This is a genomic window from Streptomyces sp. NBC_01717, assembly GCF_036248255.1.
Taxonomy (GTDB): domain Bacteria; phylum Actinomycetota; class Actinomycetes; order Streptomycetales; family Streptomycetaceae; genus Streptomyces.
In genome coordinates, this window is record NZ_CP109178.1 from 4,139,003 (window position 1) to 4,156,513 (window position 17,511).

The window sequence follows — 17,511 nt, forward strand, 5'->3', positions numbered from 1 at the left end:
ACCGTACGGGTGCCGGACCGGGGAGTCTTCACCGCTCCCGGCCCGGCACCCGTTCTCATGTGCCCATGGCCCTGGACCGTCCCACGTACCGCATCAAACGGCATCTGCTCGGCAAGCCCCTCACCACCGAGCGCATCAGCGACGAGAAACTGAGCAACCGGACGGCGCTCGGGGTGCTCGCCTCCGACTGCATCAGTTCGTCCGCGTACGGCTCCGAGGAGATGCTGCGGGTCCTCGTGCCCGTCGTCGGCGCGGCGGCCTTCACCCTGCTCATGCCGGTGACCGGCGCGATCCTGTTCGTCCTGTTGCTCCTGACGCTCTGTTACAGCGATGTCGTCATGATCTACACCCGGGCGGGCGGTTCGTACGTCGTCGCCCGGGAGAACTTCGGGCCGAACATCGCGCAGATCGCCTCCGTGGCGCTGCTCGTCGACTACATCGTGACCGTCGCCGTCCAGGTCTCGGCCGGCACCAACGCCCTCATCTCGCTGGCCCATCTGACCGGGGGCGGCTGGACCGGCCTGGACCATCTGCAGCTGCCGGTCTCCGTCGCGGTGATCGTGCTGCTCGCGTACGGGAATCTGCGTGGCATCCGCGAGGCGGGCCGGACCTTCGCACTGCCCGCATATCTCTTCATGGCCGCGGTCGGTCTGGTGCTGGTCGTCGCCGGGGCGCGCGGGCTGACGGGCGGACTGCCGCACGCCGATCTGCACGCGCCGGGGGTGGTGCCGCTGGGCACCCCGGGCAACGGCTGGCTCTACGGCGCCTCGCTCTTCATCGTGCTGCGGTCCTTCGCCAACGGCGGCTCGTCGCTCACCGGACTCGAAGCGATCTCCAACGGCATCTCCGCGTTCCGCGAGCCGCAGGGCCGCAACGCCCGCCGCACGCTCATCACCATGAGCTGTGTGCTCGGCGTCCTCGTCCTGGGCGTCTCCACCCTGGCGCACTTCACGCACGCCGTCCCGTACACCGACGGCACGCCGACCGTCATCGCGCAGGAGGCCCATCTCGCCTTCGGCAGCGGGCCGTTGGGGATGGTCGGGCTGACCTTCGTGCAGTTGGCGACCGCGCTGGTCCTCTATACGGGCGCCAACACGCCGTTCACGGGCTTCCCGTTCCTCGCCAGCTTTGTGGCCGCGGACCGGTTCCTGCCGCGGGTGCTGACCCGGCGCGGGCACCGGCTGGCGTTCTCCAACGGGATCATCGCGCTGACCGTCGTCTCGCTGGCGCTGCTGCTGGTCACCGGCGCCAGCGTGGACAAACTCGTGGCGCTGTACGCGATCGGCGTGTTCACCGCGTTCACCATGGCCGGGTCCGGCCTCACCGCGTACCACCTGCGCCGCCGCGAGCCCTACCGCCGGGTCAAGATCGCGGTCAACGGGCTGGCCGCGGTCATCTCGGCCGCCGTGGTGCTGATCTTCGCGGTCACCAAGTTCACCGAGGGCGCCTGGCTGGTCGTGGTGGTCTTCCCGCTCGGCGTCTGGGCGCTGATGCGGATCAACCGCGAGTACCGGCGCGAGGCCGCCGCACTGGAGAGCATCCAGGCGTCGGGCGCCGACCGGCCGCGGGTGCGGCGCCATCTGGTCTTCGTCCTCGTCGACACGCTCGATCTGGCGACATTGAAGGCGCTGCGGTACGCCCACGAGCTGCGCCCGGACGAGATCCGGGCGGTGCACTTCTCGATCGACGAGGCGCACGGCAGGCGGCTGGCCGCCCGGTGGGAGGCGACGGCCGCGACGACGGTCTCGCTGGAACTGGTGGCGTGCCCGGACCGGCGGCTGCGTCATGCGATGAAGGAGCTCGCGACCCGGACCACGGCGGACGGGGAGACCTCATTGACGGTGCTCGTGCCGCGGCGGCTGTATTCCAACGCCCTCGGGAAGATCCTGCACCGGGGCACCGGCGAGGCGATGGCCATCGCGCTGGAGCAGCTGCCGCACGTGGCGGTGACGATCCTGCCGTTCGACGTCTCGCGCGCGCTGCGGGCGCTGGCGGAGGGGCGGTCCCCTCAACCCGACTGAGCGCCACCTGCCCACCCGGGCCCGACTTCCCCGAGCCGCCTCAGCCCGGCCGGCCCTGCGTCGCCTTCCGCGCGTCGTACGTCTCACGGGCCGCGTGTACGGCGTCGAGGCGCCGCTCGGTCCAGCGCGCCAGCCCCCACACCTGCTCGGCGGCCTCCTTGCCCAGCTCGGTGAGCGTGTAGTCCACCCTTGGCGGGATCACCGGCTTGGCGTCCCGGTGCACGAATCCGTCGCGCTCCAGTGTCTGGAGGGTCTGGGCCAGCATCTTCTCGCTGACGCCGCCGACCTCGCGGCGCAGTTCGCTGAACCGGTACGGGCGCTCCAGCAGGGCGGCGAGGACGAGGACGCCCCAGCGGCTGGTGACGTGTTCGAGCACCAGCCGGGAGGGGCACATCTGCCGGTTCACATCCGGCACCTTGCTTACGCTCATACCAGTACCTTACTTCAGAGTGGGTACTTTCCCTTAGTTAGTGCCGCCCCTAGGGTGAGTGACACAGAGCCCGAACGAGGACCAGAGCACCCAAAGAGGAGAAACCCCCATGAGCATCGTCGTCACCGGAGCCACCGGAGAGCTCGGCCGTCTCGTCGTCGACGAGCTGCTGGCCACCGTGCCCGCGAGCGAGATCGCCGCCGTCGTCCGTGACAAGGAGAAGGCCGCCGGTCCGGCCGCCCGTGGCGTCGAGCTGCGGATCGCCGACTACGACCGGCCCGAGACCCTCACCGACACCTTCGAGGCCGGCGACCGGGTCCTGCTCATCTCCGGCAACGAGGTCGGCAAGCGCGTGCCGCAGCACACCGCCGTCATCGACGCGGCCAAGGCGGCGGGCGTCGCGCAGCTCGCGTACACCGGCGTGCTGGGCGGCCCCGGCGCCGACTTCCGGTTGGCCGCCGAGCACAAGGTCACCGAGCAGCTGATCCTCGACTCGGGCCTGCCCCACACCTTCCTGCGCAACGGCTGGTACACCGAGAACTACACGGCGAACCTCGCCCCCGTCCTGGCACACGGCGCCGTCGTCTCCAACGCGGGCGAGGGCCGGGTCGCCTCCGCCACGCGCGCCGACTACGCAGCCGCGGCAGCCGCCGTACTGACCGGCGAGGGCCACCTCGGCAAGGCCTACGAACTGAGCGGCGACGTCGCCTGGTCGTTCGCGGAGTACGCGGCCGAGGTGTCGAAGGCCACCGGCAAGGAGATCGCGTACAACAACGTCCCCGCCGCCGTGCACCAGGAGATCCTGGTCGGCGCCGGCCTGCCCGAGGGGTTCGCGGCGATCCTGGTCGATGTCGACGAGGCGATCGCGCGCGGGCTGCTCGCCGGGACGAACGGTGATCTGGCCCGCCTGATCGGGCGCCCGACGACGCCGCTCGCCGAGACGGTGGCCGCCGCGGTCGCCGCCGCGTAGGGCGCGTCCTCGACCGGGCCGGCCCGGCGTCATGACCGTATCGCAATACGGGTATGACACCGGGCTCTCGTGGCGTTACCGTCGTGCAGTTGGCGGTGCAGCCGAATGGCTGACGCGGAGGATGCCGGGAGGGCCCGTGGCGGGGACAAATGAACAGCGGGCGGGCTTGCTGTCCGGCTTCGGCGCATACGGCCTGTGGGGCCTCGTCCCGCTCTTCTGGCCGCTGCTGAAACCGTCCGGGGCGATCGAGATCCTCGCCCACCGCATGGTCTGGTCGCTCGCCGTCGTCGGTATCGCGCTGCTCGCGCTGCGCCGCTGGGCATGGATCGGCGAGCTGGTACGGCAGCCGAAGAAGCTGGGACTGATCGCGGTCGCCGCGGCCGTCATCACCGTCAACTGGGGTCTGTACATCTGGTCGGTGAACAACGGCCACGTCGTCGAGGCGTCACTCGGCTACTTCATCAACCCGCTGGTCACCATCGCCATGGGCGTGTTGCTCCTCGGCGAACGGCTGCGCCCGGTGCAGTGGGTGGCGGTCGGCACCGGCGTCGCGGCGGTGCTCGTGCTGGCGATCGGATATGGGCGTCCGCCGTGGATCTCGTTGACGCTGGCGTTCTCCTTCGCGACGTACGGCCTGGTGAAGAAGAAGGTCAACATGGGCGGCCTGGAGTCGCTCAGCGCAGAGACCGCCGTGCTGTTCGTGCCCGCGCTCGGGTATCTGCTGTGGCTCGGGGCGCAGGGCGACGCGACGTTCGTGTCCGGGGGTGCGGGCCATGCGGCGTTGCTCGCCGCGACGGGTGTCGTGACGGCCGCACCGCTGGTCCTGTTCGGGGCCGCGGCGATCCGCGTACCGCTCTCGACGCTGGGCCTCCTCCAGTATCTGGCGCCGGTCTTCCAGTTCGGCCTCGGCATCCTGTACTTCCACGAGGCGATGCCGCCGGAGCGGTGGGCCGGGTTCGCGCTGGTGTGGCTGGCGCTCACGCTGCTGACGTGGGACGCGTTCCGGACGGCGCGGCGGACGAGGACGCGGGCGGCGCAGCTCGCCGCGTCGGCGCAGCCGCCGTCGCAGCGTCCCCCGCACCAGCTGCCGGCCGACGGGAGCTCTCCCCCGTACGCAGCCCGAGGGCAGTGATCGGCGCGCCTTCGCCACCGGTGGGCCGGATCGGTGGCACGCGCCGCCTGCGACGCCCGGGCGACCATGATCGACAACCGAATATGACTCAGTTGCTTTTTTAACTCTGTTGCGTTTTCCTGGATGTCCACGGAACCGCAACCGAGGAGTACCCATGCCCGCATCCCCGCCCACGGCCGCCGTCCTGATCGTGGGGGCCGGACCGACGGGACTCACCCTGGCCTGCGACCTCGCCCGCCGCTCGATCCCCGTACGGATCATCGACAGGTCCCCCGAGTTCCCGCGCAGCTCGCGGGCCAAGGGCCCCAATCCCCGCTCCCTGGAGGTCCTGGCGGATCTCGGCGTCGTCCCGGAGGTCATGGCCGCCGGCTCGGCGCCGCTGCCCATGCGCAAGTACCGGGACGGGGTGCCGATCGCCGACGCCGACCCGTTCGCCGCATCGCGCCCGACACCCGACGCCCCGTACGACCGGCCATGGATGATCGCCCAGTGGAAGCTGGAGGAGATCCTGCGGTCCCGCCTCGCGGAGTACGGCGTGCAGGTCGAGCTGTCGGCCGAGGTGACGGGGCTGAAGGAGGGACCGGACTCGGTGACCGCGTCGCTCGCCGACGGCAGGGACATCGAGGCGCGTTACCTGGTGGGTTGCGACGGCGGCCACAGCGCGGTACGGAAACTCCTCGGCATCCCGTTCGAAGGGCAGACGAACGAGGAGCAGACGATGGTCTGCGGCGACGTCGAGGCGGACGGCCTCGACCGCGGCTACTGGCACCAGTGGTTCGACGAGGACGGCGCCGTGATGCTGTGCCCGATCCCGGGTACGCGGTCGGGCTGGTGGTTCCAGGCGGGACCCGAGACCGACGCCTCGGGAGCACCCGTCCCCCCGTCTCTGGAGAGCTTCCGCAGACTCTTCACCCGGCACACCGGACTGCCGGCCACCCACCTGTCGAACGCCACCCTGCTGTCCACGTACCGGGTCAATGTCCGCATGGTCGACCGCTACCGGGTGGGCCGCGCGTTCCTGGCCGGCGACGCCGCGCACGTGCACTCGGTGGCGGGCGGTCTGGGCATGAACACCGGGATCCAGGACGCGTTCAACCTGGGCTGGAAGCTCGCGTTGGTCGTCGGCGGCCAGGCAGGACCGGCTCTGCTCGACACCTACGAGGAGGAGCGGCTGCCGGTCGCCTCCTGGACGCTGGACATCACCTCCGAGCGGCTGCGGGCGACACTCGAAGCGATCAAGGAGCCGGGCGGCGGGCTCGACGCGGCGGCCACCCCGGAGACCACCGGCCTGAGCCGCGGCTACCGCTGGAGCTCCCTCTCCCGCAACGGCACGGGCGGGAACTCCGACGGTCCGCTGCGGGCGGGCGACCGCGCTCCTGACGCCCCCTGCCGCAAGACCGCGACCGGCGCACCGATCCGACTGTTCGACGCATTCGCCGGACCGCACTTCAGCCTGCTGGGCTTCGGCGCGGGCACGGCCGAGGCGCTGCGGGAGGCGGCCGCGAAGTACGGCGCCGCGTTGCGGGCGTACGCGCTGGACCCGGCGGACTCGGACGGGCTGACCGACGACGAGGGCCATGCCCACTCGGCGTACGGGATCGTGCCGGGTGAGGACACCCTCGTCCTGGTCCGGCCCGACAACCACGTGGGTCTGATCGCTCCGGCCACGGACAGCCGGGCCGTCGTGGACTACCTCGACCGGCCGGCGTGAGTCAGCAGCCCCTGCGCAGCGGGGTGAAGGACAGCTTGGCGCCCTCCTTGAGCTCGGTGGCCTTGCGGTAGACGTCCGACTCGACCTCGTACCAGACGTCGTCCTCGGTGGAGTTGCCGCCGACATTGTCGAGTTCGACGCACCAACGCGCCCGGCGCACGACACGGGTGTACCTCGTGGTGCCCTGCTGGACCTTCTTGCAGTCCTTGTAGGAGTCGTCGGTGTACCAGGTCCGGGTCCTCTTCCGGCGGCCCGTGCCGCTGGTGGAGGTGTGCTTGACCCTCCTGACACGGGGCGTGCAGCGCTCGACCATGCGCGGCCGGGTGCCCGTGGTGGTCTTCCGCGTGACGTGGCGGGTGTCGTCGCGCAGTCCCGAGACGGTGCGGTCGGGCGGGCTCGCCGACGCGCCGTCGACCGCCCCCGAGCCGACGGGACCGGTGGGCACGGCGTGGCCGCCGGGGCTGCTGGGCTCGTCGGGGCCGCTGCCGCAGGCGGTGAGCAGGGCGGCCAGGAGGACGGCGGCGAGGACCGGGCGGATACGGATCCGAGCCGTCGAGGTCCTGACGGACCGTATGGAGTGGCTGCTGTCGGGCGGGTTGGTCACGGGACGCCTGTTCTGGACGGCGGGGGCAGTGGAGGCTGTTGCCACCACTGGCTGACCTGCGCGAAGGTACCCCACGGCCGACGGCGTGAGGCATCGCGGGCAACGGTCCGGACCGTCGGCCGGGCGCGGGCGTCCCGGGCGAGCCCTGTCGGCTCAGCCGTCCCCCTCTTGATGTCGGGCGCGGTGCGCCCGCACCTTGTGCCGGTTTCCGCACCGCTCCATCGCACACCAGCGCCGCCTGCCGGGCCGCGAGGTGTCGACGAACAGCAACTGGCAGTCATAAGAGCCGCATTCACGGATGCGGCGTGCGTACGGCCCGGTGAAGAGCTCGACCGCGTCGCGGGCGACGGTGGACAGCAGTGCGCTGCCCGTGGCCCCGGAGACCCACTCCTTGCCGGCCCCGGCAGCGATGCGCGGCACCAGCGGGGGTTCGGCCGCCACCGCGTTCACGACCTCGAAGTCCGCGGCACCGGGCACCGTCCCGTGCGCCCGGACAGTGGCCAACCTCCAGAGGCAGGCGCGCAGTTCATGGGCGCGCGCCAGTTCACCGGCGCTCACCGAGAGATCCGGCCCGAGCCGCAGCCGGCTCTCGCCCGCCCACCGCACCAGGTCGGCGGGGGTGTGCAGCACCTCGTACCGCGGATATCCGCGGTGGCCGCCGGTGGGGAGCAGCTCCAGGCACAGGGCACCGGGGTCGAAGCGGTACGGCCGCCCTTCGGAGGCGTGAAGTACCAGTCCCGGCGCGCCGGTTGCCGACTCTCTCATGTAACCACTATGAACGGTTTCCATGACCCTGCACTGGAAGCTAGTCATCGATGCCACGGACCCGCACGCCCAGGCCGACTTCTGGGCCCTGACACTCGGCTATCCGGTCGAGGACCACAGCGCGCTGATCGAGCGGCTGCTCACCCTCGGAGCCGTATCGGAGGAGGCCACCGTGGAGTCGCACGGCCGCCGGGCCTGGCGGGACCTCGCGGCGGTACGCCACCCGGACGATCCGTACGAGGAGGAGAGCGGCACGGGCCTCGGGCGCCGACTGCTGTTCCAGCGCGTTCCGGAACCGAAGACGGGGAAGAACCGGCTCCATCTGGACGTGCACGCCGGCCCGGAACGACGCGACGCCGAGGCGGCGCGGCTGGAGGGCCTGGGGGCGACACGACTGCACAAGGTGGAGGAACCGGGGGGCACCTGGTGGGTGATGGCCGATCCGGAGGGCAACGAGTTCTGCGTGCAGTGACACCGGGGCGGGTCCGGGCCTCCCGCTCTGCGCAGTTCCTCCGGCTATGCCCCTGCCGGCTCGCCGCCGCGTCCCGAACCCGGACCGTCCACGCAGGTCAGGGCCGTACGACGGGAAGCGGATCTCCCTAGGCTTGGCCCATGCCCATCCCACCCGCATATGCCCTTGTCGCGACGGACCTGGACGGCACCCTGCTGCGCCACGACGACACCGTCAGCCCCCGCTCCCGTGCCGCGCTCGCGTTGGCCACCGCGGCGGGGGCGCTCCATCTCGTGGTCACCGGGCGGCCGGTGCCGGGGATACGGAACCTGCTCGCGGAGCTGGACTACCGGGGCCTCGCGGTCTGCGGCCAGGGCGCGCAGCTGTACGACGCCGGGACCGGGCGCATGGTGCACGCGGCCACCCTGGACCGGGACCTGGCCGACACCGCACTCGGCAAGATCGAGGCCCAGGTGGGTCCGGTCTTCGCGGCCGTGGACCAGGACGGACCCGAGGGCCGGACGCTGATCGAGCCGGGCTACCTGATGCCGCACCCGGCCCTGCCCGCCCAGCGGACGGGCCACCGGGACGAGTTGTGGGCCACCCCGATCGTCAAGGTCCTCATCCGCCACCCCGAGCTCACGGACGACGCACTGGCCGTCGCAGCCCGAGCCGTCGTCGGCGACCTGGCCACCGTCACACTGTCCGGCCCCGGCACGGTCGAACTCCAGCCGTACGGCATCGACAAGGGCACCGGGCTCGCACTGGCGGCCGAGACCCTGGGCCTGGATCCGGCTGCCACGATCGCGTTCGGGGACATGCCCAACGATCTGCCGATGTTCCGCCGGTCCGGGCACGGGGTCGCGATGGCCAATGCCCATCCGGACCTGCGTGCGGCAGCGGACGAGGTCACGGCGTCGAACGGGGACGACGGGGTCGCGGTCGTGCTGGAGCGCGTGTTCGGCTGAGCCGCATTCGGAGCGGCATCCATGCGGCGCCGGAACGGCGTCGGCCGGCGGAAGCGGCGCGTACCCGTTCCCAAACTACATGCACGCGCATATAGTGCAGATGCACACAGGCGCAGCACGCAACCGTTCACGGGGGACCAGCCATGACCACTCGTACGTTTCTGTTCCTGCTCGGCAGCAGCCGCACCGACGGCAACACCGAGGAACTCGCACGGCTCGCCGCCGAACAGCTGCCGCCCGAGACCGAGCAGCGCTGGCTGAACCTGAACGAACTGACACTCCCCGACTTCGAGGACCTGCGGCACGACGGTGACGGCCGCTACCCCGCCCCCACCGGCAACGCCGCCACCCTGCTGGACGCGACGCTCGGCGCGACCGATCTGGTACTCGCGTCACCGCTGTACTGGTACGCGATGTCCACCTCCACCAAGCGTTATCTGGACCACTGGTCGGGGTGGATGCGCGTGCCCGGCGTCGACTTCAAGCAGCGGATGGGCGGGCGGACCCTGTGGGGCGTCACGGCGCTGGCGACGTCCGATCACAGCGTCGCCGAACCGGCGACGGGTACCCTGCGGACCATCGCCTCGTACATGCGGATGGAGTGGGGCGGGATGCTGCTGGGGGTCGGCACCCGGCCCGGTGACGTACTGGGCGACACGGCCGCCGTCACCCGCGCCAAGACCTTCTTCGGCTGACGGCACCTCATCTCACGGCTCCGGTGCGCCCAGCGCCCGGAGCACGTGCGTGACCAGTGCCGCGACCGTCGCCTCGTCCTGACTCGGTTTGCGCAGCACATGGCGGTAGTAGACCGGTCCGTAGAGCATCTCCACGCCCAGCGGCAGATCCGCGCCCGGCGGGATCTGGCCCTGTTCCTGGGCTCGGCGCAGCCGGGCCACCGCCTCGGCGAAGCGGGGCTCGATCAGCTGGGTCCGGACCGTTTCGGCGAGTTCGTCGTCGTGATGGAGTTCGGAGAGGATCCCGGCGTAAGCCGGGCCGAACGGCGGCGTGGAGAGCAATCTCACCGCGCCTGTCACATGGGTACGGATGTCGGCGGCGATGTCGCCGGTGTCGACGAACGGCGTGGCGTCGACCAGTGCCTCCGTGAACGCCTCCAGCAGCACCGCACTCTTCGACGGCCACCAGCGGTAGATCGTCTTCTTGCTGACACCCGCCCGGGCCGCGATCGCCTCGATGGTGACGCGGCCGTACCCCTTCTCCGTGCACAGTGCGAGGGCGGCATCCAGGGTCGCCCGTCGTGATCGCTCGCTACGGCGCAGCGAACTCGGCGATGTGATCATTCGGTGAGCATAGGGGTGTCGAGTCCAATCCTTGTTGACAGGGCGTCGTCAGAAGTCGAACAATGCAGAGGCAGAAACGGAACGTACCGTGTCGTTCCTGCTGTTCGCACCGTTCGTGCCGTTCGTGCCGCGACGAGCCGATCGGGGGACGGCTCGCCCGGCCGACGGCACGAGCGGAACCGCGAACACCCCGCCGCTCAGGCAGTGATGTCCTTCGCTGTGAAGCGTGCCCACGCGGCCGAGCCGAACACCGCCGCGTACAACCCCTGCAGCCCCAGGTTCTTGACCACGTCGTCCCAGTAGACGGGGTCGCGCAGCAGGTCCGCGAAGGACAGCCAGTAGTGCGGGAACAGGTACGGGTGCATACCGCTCAGCTGCGGGATCGAGTCCAGGATCTGCACCGTGATCAGCACCCCGACCGTCGTGGCCATCGCCGCGATCCCGCTGCCGGTGAGCGTCGAGATGAACAGCCCGAGCGCCGCGAACCCGATGAGCGACGCCGCCACCGCCACCGCGATCAGCCCGGCCCGCAGCAGCCCCTCGCCGAAGCCGATCTGCGTCCCGGAGATCGTCGTGACCTCGCCGACCGGGAACAGCAACGCCCCGACGGCCAGTGCCGACGCCGCCACGACCACCGTCGCGACCAGGCAGAACACCAGCGTGGAGGCGTACTTGGCGATCAGTAGCCGGGTCCGGCCCGCGGGCGCGACCAGCAGATAGCGCAGGGTGCCCGCACCGGCCTCGCCCGCGATCGAATCACCCGCGACGACGCCGACGGCCATCGGGAGGAAGACCGGCAGGGTCACGGAGAGGGCGGCGAAGACCAGGAACAGGCCGTTGTTGGTCACCTGGGAGAGAAACGCCGGGCCGCCGCCCTCGCCCGGGCCGGCCGGCGAGCCGTCGCTCGTCTCGATCCTCACCGCGATCCCGATCAGTACGGGTACGGCGGCCAGCACCCCGAGGAGCGCGAGCGTGCGCCAGCGGCGCAGCGTCGTGGTCAGTTCGGAGCGGAGGATCCCGAAGGTCCACAGCGGGTTGCGGGACCGGCCCGCCCCCACCGGTCCGACTGCTTCAGCCTGCGACATCGAAACCCTCTCCGGTGAGTGCGACAAAGGCGTCCTCGAGCGAGGCCCGCTGGACGCCGAACGACCGTACGCGCACCCCGCCGCGGACCAGCGCCCCGTTCAGGTCCGCGAGTTCGACGTCGGCCGGCGGGGCCTCGGCGCTCACCCGGTCACCGTCGGCGGTGATGCCGGTGACGCCGAGCTCCTTGAGGATGCGGGCGGCGTCGCCCGGGTCGGGGGTGGTGACGGTGAGGCGGCCGCGGGTGCCCGCCGCGAGGTCGGCGACCGGGCCCTGGGTGATCAGCCGACCCCGGGCCATCACCGCGGCATGCGTACAGACCTGCTCGATCTCGTCGAGGAGGTGGGAGGAGAGGAAGACGGTGGTGCCGTCCGCCGCCAGTTCCCGGACCAGGGCGCGGATCTCGCGCATCCCCTGCGGGTCCAGTCCGTTGGTCGGCTCGTCCAGGACGAGGAGGCGGCGCGGCTGGAGCAGGGCGGCGGCCAGGCCGAGGCGCTGCTTCATGCCCAGCGAGTACGCCTTCGCCTTCTTGCCGGCCGCCGCCCCGAGCCCGACCCGGTCCAGCGCGGTCGCGACCCGGGCCCGGCGGGTGCGCGGATCGGCGGTCGGGTCGGCGGAGTCGTACCGTACGAGATTGTCCCGACCGGTCAGGAACCCGTACAGCGCGGGCCCTTCGATCAGCGCTCCGACCTGCGGGAGTACGGTGCGGGCGGCGCGCGGCATGGGATGGCCGAGGACCCGGGCGGTGCCGGACGTCGGGTCGATGAGGCCCATCAGCATCCGGATCGTGGTGGTCTTCCCGGAGCCGTTGGGCCCGAGGAAGCCGAATACGCTGCCGCCCGGGACGCTGAGGTCGAGGCCGTCGACGGCGAGCTGGCCACCGCGGTACCGCTTGGTGAGACCGCGGGTCTCGATCACGGCCGTTCCGGTCCGGGGCACCACCTCGGACTCGATCACGGCGCCGGTCTCTGTCATGCGTGACTCCCATGGGTCGGATAACCGACCGCCCCGCCGTACGGAGCGTACGGCGGGGCGGTCGCGCGGTGCGGGATGTGCGGGTCGTCCGGGCGGTACGAGTCGTGCCGGGGCGTCAGTTGGCGCTGTCGGCCGCCCTGACGAGCGCGTCCTTGGTGACCAGCCCGACGTAGACCTTGCCGTCGTCCGTCATCAGTGCGTTGACCAGTCGGGTCTTGAAGACCGTGCCCGAGCCGAACTTTCCGGTGACCTTGTCGCCGAACGAGTCCAGGAACTGCTGTGCCGCAGGCGGCACATCGCCGGACTTCGGCGATGTCGGGACCGCCCGGCCGCCCGGCGCCTCGATCTCCGCGACCGCGCTCCAGCCCTCGCCGATCACCTTCACCCCCTTGCCGCCGGCCAGGCCGTCCAGGCCGTCCAGCCCGGCCGGTCCACCCGGCACCTTGAACTCCTGTGCCTGCTTCCCGGCTTGCTGCTGCGCCTTCGCGTCGTCGGCCTCGGTCACCTTGGCGCCCTTCGGCGGGGTGAACGTGAACGAGGAGGCGGCGGGCTTCGCGAAGTCGACGCCGGTGAACCCGGCGTCGATCACGGCCTTGCCGCCGCTGCTCGGGGAGAGCGTGAACTTCAGCGGTACGCCGTTCTTAGCGTCGACCGCGATCGTGATCGCGCCGATCGTCGAGCCACCCTGCTTGGGCTTGATGACCAGCTTGTACGCGTCACGTCCGGCGACCTGCGCCGTGCCGTCGACCGTCACCGACGTGGTGGGGCCGGCCGTCTTCAGCGCCTCTTCGGCGAACGCCTTCGGCGTGGTCGGCACGCCGTCCGGGACCGTTGCCTCGCCACGCTTCTCCGCGTGGCCCGAAGCCTTGTCGCCGGTCGCGTGGAACGCCTCGTTGGACTTGCTGTCGTATGCCCAGACCTGGTCCCCGTTGCGGATCACGCTGTACTCGGCGGCGCTGTCCAGTATCGAGACGCGCTGCTTGTCGGGGCCGTCGGCGGCCACCCGCAGCGTGTGCGTGCCGGAGGCGAGCTCCGTCAGCTTTTCCTGCGGGTCGGCGCTCGAACCGCCGTGCGCTCCGTCGCCCTGCGCCAGCGAGCCGGCGAGCCCGCCCAGCGACGGGATGCCGAGGTCCGTGCTGATCTTGACCGTGCCGGAAAGCTGCTCCGTGTCCGATGCGGCGATCTTCTCGATGAGCTGCTGTGCGGTGATCTTCGGCAGATCGGGGTCACCGGAGTCCGCGAGCGCCGGGACCAGCCCGATCGTCGCGGCCGCCACCCCCGCCACCGCGACCGGGACCACGTAGCGCGCCGCCTTGCGGCGGCCGGCCATGGTGCCGGTGGCCTCGTCCGCGGCGTTGCCGGTGGTCTCTGCGCTGTCGTTCGGTGCCATGTGTGCCCTACCTCCGTGGTCGGCGGCTTCCGTCCGGATGCACTCGTCCACTCCGTGCCGCCATTCTCACCCGTTTTGGTCAGGAGTGGTTGTTCTCCATCTGACCAAATTCGAGGTGGCGAAGCGTCAGCCCGCGGGAGCAACTCCGCATACCTCTGCGGTATGACACCACCCGGCCGGGCCTCCCCCGACCCGTAGGGGTCGGGGTGCACAGCACGCCTGCCGGGGCTCAGCCCGCGCGGTGCACCACGGCGTCGCACAGCTCTTCCAACGCGGCCTTCGCGTAGCACTCGGGCAGCGGCGCCAGCGTCGCCCGCGCCTCCTCGGTCCACCGGATGGTGTCCCGCCGGGCCCGCTCCAGCGCCGGGTGCGCGCGCAGCCGGCGGAGCGCCTCGGCGAGCCGGGCGTCGTCGCTGAGGTCGCCGTCCAGCAGCTCCAGCAGCTCCAGGTCCTCCGGCTTTCCGTCGGCCGCCGCCTGCGCCCGCAGGTGCAGCACGGGAAGCGTCGGGATGCCTTCGCGCAGGTCCGTGCCGGGGGTCTTGCCGGACTCGTGGGAGTCGGAGGCGATGTCGAGTACGTCGTCGGCGAGCTGGAAGGCGACGCCGAGCCGCTCCCCGTACTGGGTGAGGATGTCGACGGCCGACTCGTCGGCGCCGGCCATCATCGCGCCGAACCGGCAGGCCACGGCGATCAGCGAGCCGGTCTTGCCGCGCATCACGTCGAGGTAGTGCTCGACCGGGTCGCGGCCGTCGCGCGGCCCCGCGGTCTCCAGGATCTGGCCGGTGACCAGGCGCTCGAACGCCTCCGCCTGGATGCGCACGGCCTCCGGACCCAGGTCGGCCAGTATGTGCGAGGCGCGGGCGAAGAGGAAGTCGCCGGTCAGCACGGCCACCGAGTTGCCCCAGCGGGTGTTGGCACTGTCGACTCCGCGGCGTACGTCCGCCTCGTCCATGACGTCGTCGTGGTACAGCGTGGCGAGGTGCGTCAGCTCGACGACCACGGCGGACGGCACGACACCCGGCGCGTCCGCGTCACCGAACTGGGCGGACAGCATCGCCAGCAGCGGCCGGAAACGCTTCCCCCCGGCCCGTACGAGATGCTGCGCAGCCTCTGTGATGAAGGGGACGTCGCTCTTGGTGGCATCGAGCAGTCCCGCCTCGACAGCTGCCAAACCGGTCTGGACATCGGCCTCAAGAGCCTGGTCCCGCACGCTCAGTCCGAACGGCCCGACGACGGTCACGAGGGGATCTCCTGTCTGCTGACGATCACACGGAATGTCGATGTGTCGCTGTCATCACTCAAGTCAGCGTATCCGGTCCCCTTTCGATCACCGTGGGCGCCTTCCCGCCACCGCCGGTATGTTCGGGTTGTCCAGGAGCACCGTCGCAGCCGGACGGACCCACCCGCCTCCCGGCGACGCCCGGGCCCTTTCCGGCCGATCGGGGGCCCACGCCCCCGGCCGGACCCGAGCTCCGGGTGGCCGCCGCCGTCGGGATGACGCCCGGCCCGATCCAGTACGTGCCGTCCGGCGTCACCTGGCCGGGCGCAGCCACGACGGCGGGTTCCCGGGCGCCCCGGAGCCGCATCGCCCGGCCGATCGTCGGCGGTGCGGTCCAGGCCACCGTCGGCGCCGCCGCGCCCCGTCGCCCAAGCGCCCCATGTCCCCCGTCCACCGAGGTACGCCATGCACATCCGCACCCGGTTCCCCTACGACACGGCCCACGAGGATGTCTGGATCCCGCTGCCGGACGGCACACGACTGTACGCCCGGATCTGGCGGCCGATCACCGACGAGCCCGTACCGGCGCTCCTGGAGTACCTGCCGTACCGGCTGAGCGACTGGACGGCGCCGCGCGACCGGCAGCGCCACCCCTGGTACGCGGGCCACGGCTACGCCTCCGTACGCGTCGATGCCCGTGGGCACGGCAACAGTGAGGGGCTGCCGGGCGACGCGTACGACGCGACCGGGCCCGCCGACGGGGTCGCCGTCGTCCACTGGCTGGCCGGGCAGGAGTGGTGTTCCGGCCGGGTCGGCATGTTCGGCATCTCCTGGGGCGGCTCCATCTCGCTCCGGATCGCCGCGCTCGCCCCCGAGCCGCTGAAGGCGATCGTCACGGTCTGCTCGACCGACGACCGCTACGACAACGACGCGCACTACATGGGTGGCTCGGTCCTCGCCGTCGGCATGCACGCCCGGGCGGCCACCACGCTGGCCTTCACCGCCCGGCCGCCGGACCCGGCGCACGTCGGTGACGGCTGGAAGGCCATGTGGCTGAAGCGGCTCGAAGCGGTCGACCCGCCCATCCACACCTGGCTGGCGCACCGGACCCGCGACGCCTACTGGGCCCACGGCAGCGTCTGCGAGGACTACTCCGCCATCGAGGCGCACGTGCTCGCGGTCGGCGGGTGGCACGACCCGTACCGCGACACGGTGCTGCGGCTCGTCGCACACCTCGACCCGGCGAAGGTGCGCGGCCTGATCGGGCCGTGGTCGCATCAGTACCCGGACCGCGGCCTGCCGCCGGGCCCGTCGATCGGCTTCCTCCAGGAGACGCTGCGCTGGTGGGACCAGTATCTGAAGGGCGAGGACACCGGTGTCATGTCCGAGCCACTGCTGCGGTCCTGGATCAGCGAGTCGCACCGGCCCGCGACGGTGTACGAGACGCTTCCCGGCCGGTGGGTCGGCGACACCGGCCGGCCGTCGGAGAACGTCGCGACGGTCGCGTACGCCCTCCGGGGCGGCCCGCAGACCGTGCGCTCGCCGCAGCAGACCGGGCTGGACGCCGGGCGCTTCGTCCCGTTCGGCAACGACGCCGATCTGCCGCCCGACCAGCGGGACGAGGACGCCAAGTCGGTCTCGTTCGAGTTCCCGGTCGAGGACGCCCCCCTCGAGATCCTGGGCCGTCCACGGGTGAAGCTCCGGATCCGGATGGACGTACCGCGCGGCCAGGCGATCGTCCGGCTCTGCGACGTCACACCCGACGGGGCCTCCACGCTCGTCACCCGCGGCGTCCTCAACCTGTCCGCGCGGCACGGCCGCGACCGGTCCGACGACTGGACGCCCGGCGCGACCGAGGACGTCACCTTCGAGCTGAACGGCATCGGGCACACCTTCTCGCCCGGCCACCGGATCAGGCTCGCCGTCTCGTCCTCGTACTGGCCGTGGATCTGGCCGCAGGCCGGTTCGGCGGGGTTCACCCTGGAAGCGGACGGCAGTCTCGTCGAACTGCCGGTGCGCCACCGCACCGAGGAACCGTCGATCACATTCGAGGAGGCGGAGCAGGCGGAACCGCTCCTCGTCGTCCTCCCGGTGACGCTCGACGAGCCGCGCCCCGAGCGCCTGGTGGTCCGCGATGTCGCCAAGGGCGAATGGCGGCTGGAGGTCGACCCGCGCTACGGCGGCACACGCGTTCACCCGGACGGCCTCGAATTCACCGAGGACGGGATGGATGTGTACACGATCCAGGAGAACGACCCGCTGTCGGCACGCACCCGCTCCGACTGGACGATCAGGCTCCACCGGCCGGAGACGGCCTGGGACGTGAAGATCGAGACGCGGTCCGAGATCCGTGGGGACGAGCACGACTTCCTCACCTCCGACGAGATGGTGTGCAGGGACGGCGACGAGATCGTCTTCCACCGCACCTGGGTGAAGCGGATCCCCCGCACGGCGGGCTGAACCACCGCCGCACCCCGTCCGACGTGGGGGTACG

The 17,511-nt window shown here is 71.4% G+C and carries 16 protein-coding genes; 8 read left to right on the top strand and 8 right to left on the bottom strand.

Annotated features, from left to right (window positions below; genetic code table 11):
* Window positions 1-65: 65 nt before the first annotated feature.
* On the top strand, window positions 66-2,021 hold the full coding sequence (locus OHB49_RS18700) for an APC family permease (protein WP_329161613.1): 1,956 nt from the start codon (window positions 66-68) through the stop codon (window positions 2,019-2,021).
* A gap of 40 nt (window positions 2,022-2,061) precedes the next feature.
* On the opposite strand, the gene OHB49_RS18705 is transcribed toward OHB49_RS18700, so the two are convergent.
* Window positions 2,062-2,451, bottom strand: coding sequence for a winged helix-turn-helix transcriptional regulator (locus tag OHB49_RS18705; RefSeq protein WP_030975762.1), 390 nt, complete (start codon window positions 2,449-2,451; stop codon window positions 2,062-2,064).
* 109 nt (window positions 2,452-2,560) lie between these two features.
* On the opposite strand from OHB49_RS18705, the gene OHB49_RS18710 reads away from it, so the two are divergent.
* The 3 genes from OHB49_RS18710 to OHB49_RS18720 all read left to right on the top strand — a co-directional run bounded on the left by OHB49_RS18710 (window position 2,561) and on the right by OHB49_RS18720 (window position 6,264).
* The gene (locus tag OHB49_RS18710; RefSeq protein WP_329161614.1) at window positions 2,561-3,421 is read left to right on the top strand and encodes an SDR family oxidoreductase; all 861 of its coding nucleotides are present in this window, start codon (window positions 2,561-2,563) and stop codon (window positions 3,419-3,421) included.
* A 136-nt stretch (window positions 3,422-3,557) separates the two neighbouring features.
* Window positions 3,558-4,553, top strand: coding sequence for an EamA family transporter RarD (gene rarD / locus OHB49_RS18715; RefSeq protein WP_329161615.1), 996 nt, complete (start codon window positions 3,558-3,560; stop codon window positions 4,551-4,553).
* A gap of 154 nt (window positions 4,554-4,707) precedes the next feature.
* Window positions 4,708-6,264 (top strand): FAD-dependent monooxygenase, encoded by a 1,557-nt coding sequence (locus tag OHB49_RS18720; RefSeq protein WP_329161616.1) that lies wholly within the window; start codon window positions 4,708-4,710, stop codon window positions 6,262-6,264.
* A gap of 1 nt (window position 6,265) precedes the next feature.
* Here OHB49_RS18720 and OHB49_RS18725 read toward each other — a convergent pair whose 3' ends face one another.
* Both OHB49_RS18725 and OHB49_RS18730 read right to left on the bottom strand, forming a co-directional pair.
* Window positions 6,266-6,868, bottom strand: a complete 603-nt coding sequence (locus OHB49_RS18725; RefSeq protein ID WP_329161618.1) for a hypothetical protein — start codon at window positions 6,866-6,868, stop codon at window positions 6,266-6,268.
* 153 nt (window positions 6,869-7,021) lie between these two features.
* Window positions 7,022-7,633 carry a CGNR zinc finger domain-containing protein gene (locus OHB49_RS18730; RefSeq protein WP_329161620.1) on the bottom strand — a complete coding sequence of 204 codons (612 nt, stop codon included), beginning with the start codon at window positions 7,631-7,633 and terminating at the stop codon, window positions 7,022-7,024.
* 22 nt (window positions 7,634-7,655) lie between these two features.
* Here OHB49_RS18730 and OHB49_RS18735 point away from each other — a divergent pair, with 22 nt between their 5' ends.
* The 3 genes from OHB49_RS18735 (at window position 7,656) to OHB49_RS18745 (ending at window position 9,747) form a co-directional block, all read left to right on the top strand.
* A complete protein-coding gene (locus OHB49_RS18735; protein WP_030975752.1) occupies window positions 7,656-8,105 on the top strand; it encodes a VOC family protein in 450 nt (149 codons plus the stop codon).
* Between the two features lie 140 nt (window positions 8,106-8,245).
* On the top strand, window positions 8,246-9,052 hold the full coding sequence (locus tag OHB49_RS18740) for an HAD family hydrolase (RefSeq protein WP_329161622.1): 807 nt from the start codon (window positions 8,246-8,248) through the stop codon (window positions 9,050-9,052).
* 143 nt (window positions 9,053-9,195) lie between these two features.
* A complete protein-coding gene (locus tag OHB49_RS18745; RefSeq protein ID WP_329161623.1) occupies window positions 9,196-9,747 on the top strand; it encodes a flavodoxin family protein in 552 nt (183 codons plus the stop codon).
* A 12-nt stretch (window positions 9,748-9,759) separates the two neighbouring features.
* Here the strand turns inward: OHB49_RS18745 and OHB49_RS18750 are convergent, their stop codons facing one another.
* From OHB49_RS18750 to OHB49_RS18770, 5 genes are all read right to left on the bottom strand, one after another.
* The gene (locus OHB49_RS18750; RefSeq protein WP_030975746.1) at window positions 9,760-10,350 is read right to left on the bottom strand and encodes a TetR/AcrR family transcriptional regulator; all 591 of its coding nucleotides are present in this window, start codon (window positions 10,348-10,350) and stop codon (window positions 9,760-9,762) included.
* A gap of 197 nt (window positions 10,351-10,547) precedes the next feature.
* Window positions 10,548-11,435 carry an ABC transporter permease gene (locus OHB49_RS18755; protein WP_329161624.1) on the bottom strand — a complete coding sequence of 296 codons (888 nt, stop codon included), beginning with the start codon at window positions 11,433-11,435 and terminating at the stop codon, window positions 10,548-10,550.
* On the bottom strand, window positions 11,422-12,408 hold the full coding sequence (locus tag OHB49_RS18760) for an ABC transporter ATP-binding protein (RefSeq protein ID WP_329161626.1): 987 nt from the start codon (window positions 12,406-12,408) through the stop codon (window positions 11,422-11,424). The genes OHB49_RS18755 and OHB49_RS18760 overlap by 14 nt, the downstream gene beginning before the upstream one ends.
* A 115-nt stretch (window positions 12,409-12,523) precedes the next feature.
* Window positions 12,524-13,798, bottom strand: a complete 1,275-nt coding sequence (locus OHB49_RS18765; RefSeq protein ID WP_329161627.1) for a LolA family protein — start codon at window positions 13,796-13,798, stop codon at window positions 12,524-12,526.
* 229 nt (window positions 13,799-14,027) lie between these two features.
* Window positions 14,028-15,038 carry a polyprenyl synthetase family protein gene (locus OHB49_RS18770; RefSeq protein ID WP_329161628.1) on the bottom strand — a complete coding sequence of 337 codons (1,011 nt, stop codon included), beginning with the start codon at window positions 15,036-15,038 and terminating at the stop codon, window positions 14,028-14,030.
* 444 nt (window positions 15,039-15,482) lie between these two features.
* On the opposite strand from OHB49_RS18770, the gene OHB49_RS18775 reads away from it, so the two are divergent.
* Window positions 15,483-17,477, top strand: coding sequence for a CocE/NonD family hydrolase (locus OHB49_RS18775; protein ID WP_329161630.1), 1,995 nt, complete (start codon window positions 15,483-15,485; stop codon window positions 17,475-17,477).
* Window positions 17,478-17,511 lie beyond the last annotated feature (34 nt).

Coding starts and splice junctions, on each gene's coding strand:
- OHB49_RS18710 (WP_329161614.1), top strand. CDS start 2,561: ATGAGCATCGTCGTCACCGGAGCCACCGGAGAGCTCGGCCGTCTCGTC.
- OHB49_RS18730 (WP_329161620.1), bottom strand. CDS start 7,633: ATGAGAGAGTCGGCAACCGGCGCGCCGGGACTGGTACTTCACGCCTCC.
- OHB49_RS18775 (WP_329161630.1), top strand. CDS start 15,483: ATGCACATCCGCACCCGGTTCCCCTACGACACGGCCCACGAGGATGTC.
- OHB49_RS18760 (WP_329161626.1), bottom strand. CDS start 12,408: ATGACAGAGACCGGCGCCGTGATCGAGTCCGAGGTGGTGCCCCGGACC.
- OHB49_RS18700 (WP_329161613.1), top strand. CDS start 66: ATGGCCCTGGACCGTCCCACGTACCGCATCAAACGGCATCTGCTCGGC.
- OHB49_RS18720 (WP_329161616.1), top strand. CDS start 4,708: ATGCCCGCATCCCCGCCCACGGCCGCCGTCCTGATCGTGGGGGCCGGA.
- OHB49_RS18745 (WP_329161623.1), top strand. CDS start 9,196: ATGACCACTCGTACGTTTCTGTTCCTGCTCGGCAGCAGCCGCACCGAC.
- OHB49_RS18740 (WP_329161622.1), top strand. CDS start 8,246: ATGCCCATCCCACCCGCATATGCCCTTGTCGCGACGGACCTGGACGGC.
- OHB49_RS18750 (WP_030975746.1), bottom strand. CDS start 10,350: ATGATCACATCGCCGAGTTCGCTGCGCCGTAGCGAGCGATCACGACGG.
- OHB49_RS18735 (WP_030975752.1), top strand. CDS start 7,656: ATGACCCTGCACTGGAAGCTAGTCATCGATGCCACGGACCCGCACGCC.
- OHB49_RS18765 (WP_329161627.1), bottom strand. CDS start 13,798: ATGGCACCGAACGACAGCGCAGAGACCACCGGCAACGCCGCGGACGAG.
- OHB49_RS18705 (WP_030975762.1), bottom strand. CDS start 2,451: ATGAGCGTAAGCAAGGTGCCGGATGTGAACCGGCAGATGTGCCCCTCC.
- OHB49_RS18755 (WP_329161624.1), bottom strand. CDS start 11,435: ATGTCGCAGGCTGAAGCAGTCGGACCGGTGGGGGCGGGCCGGTCCCGC.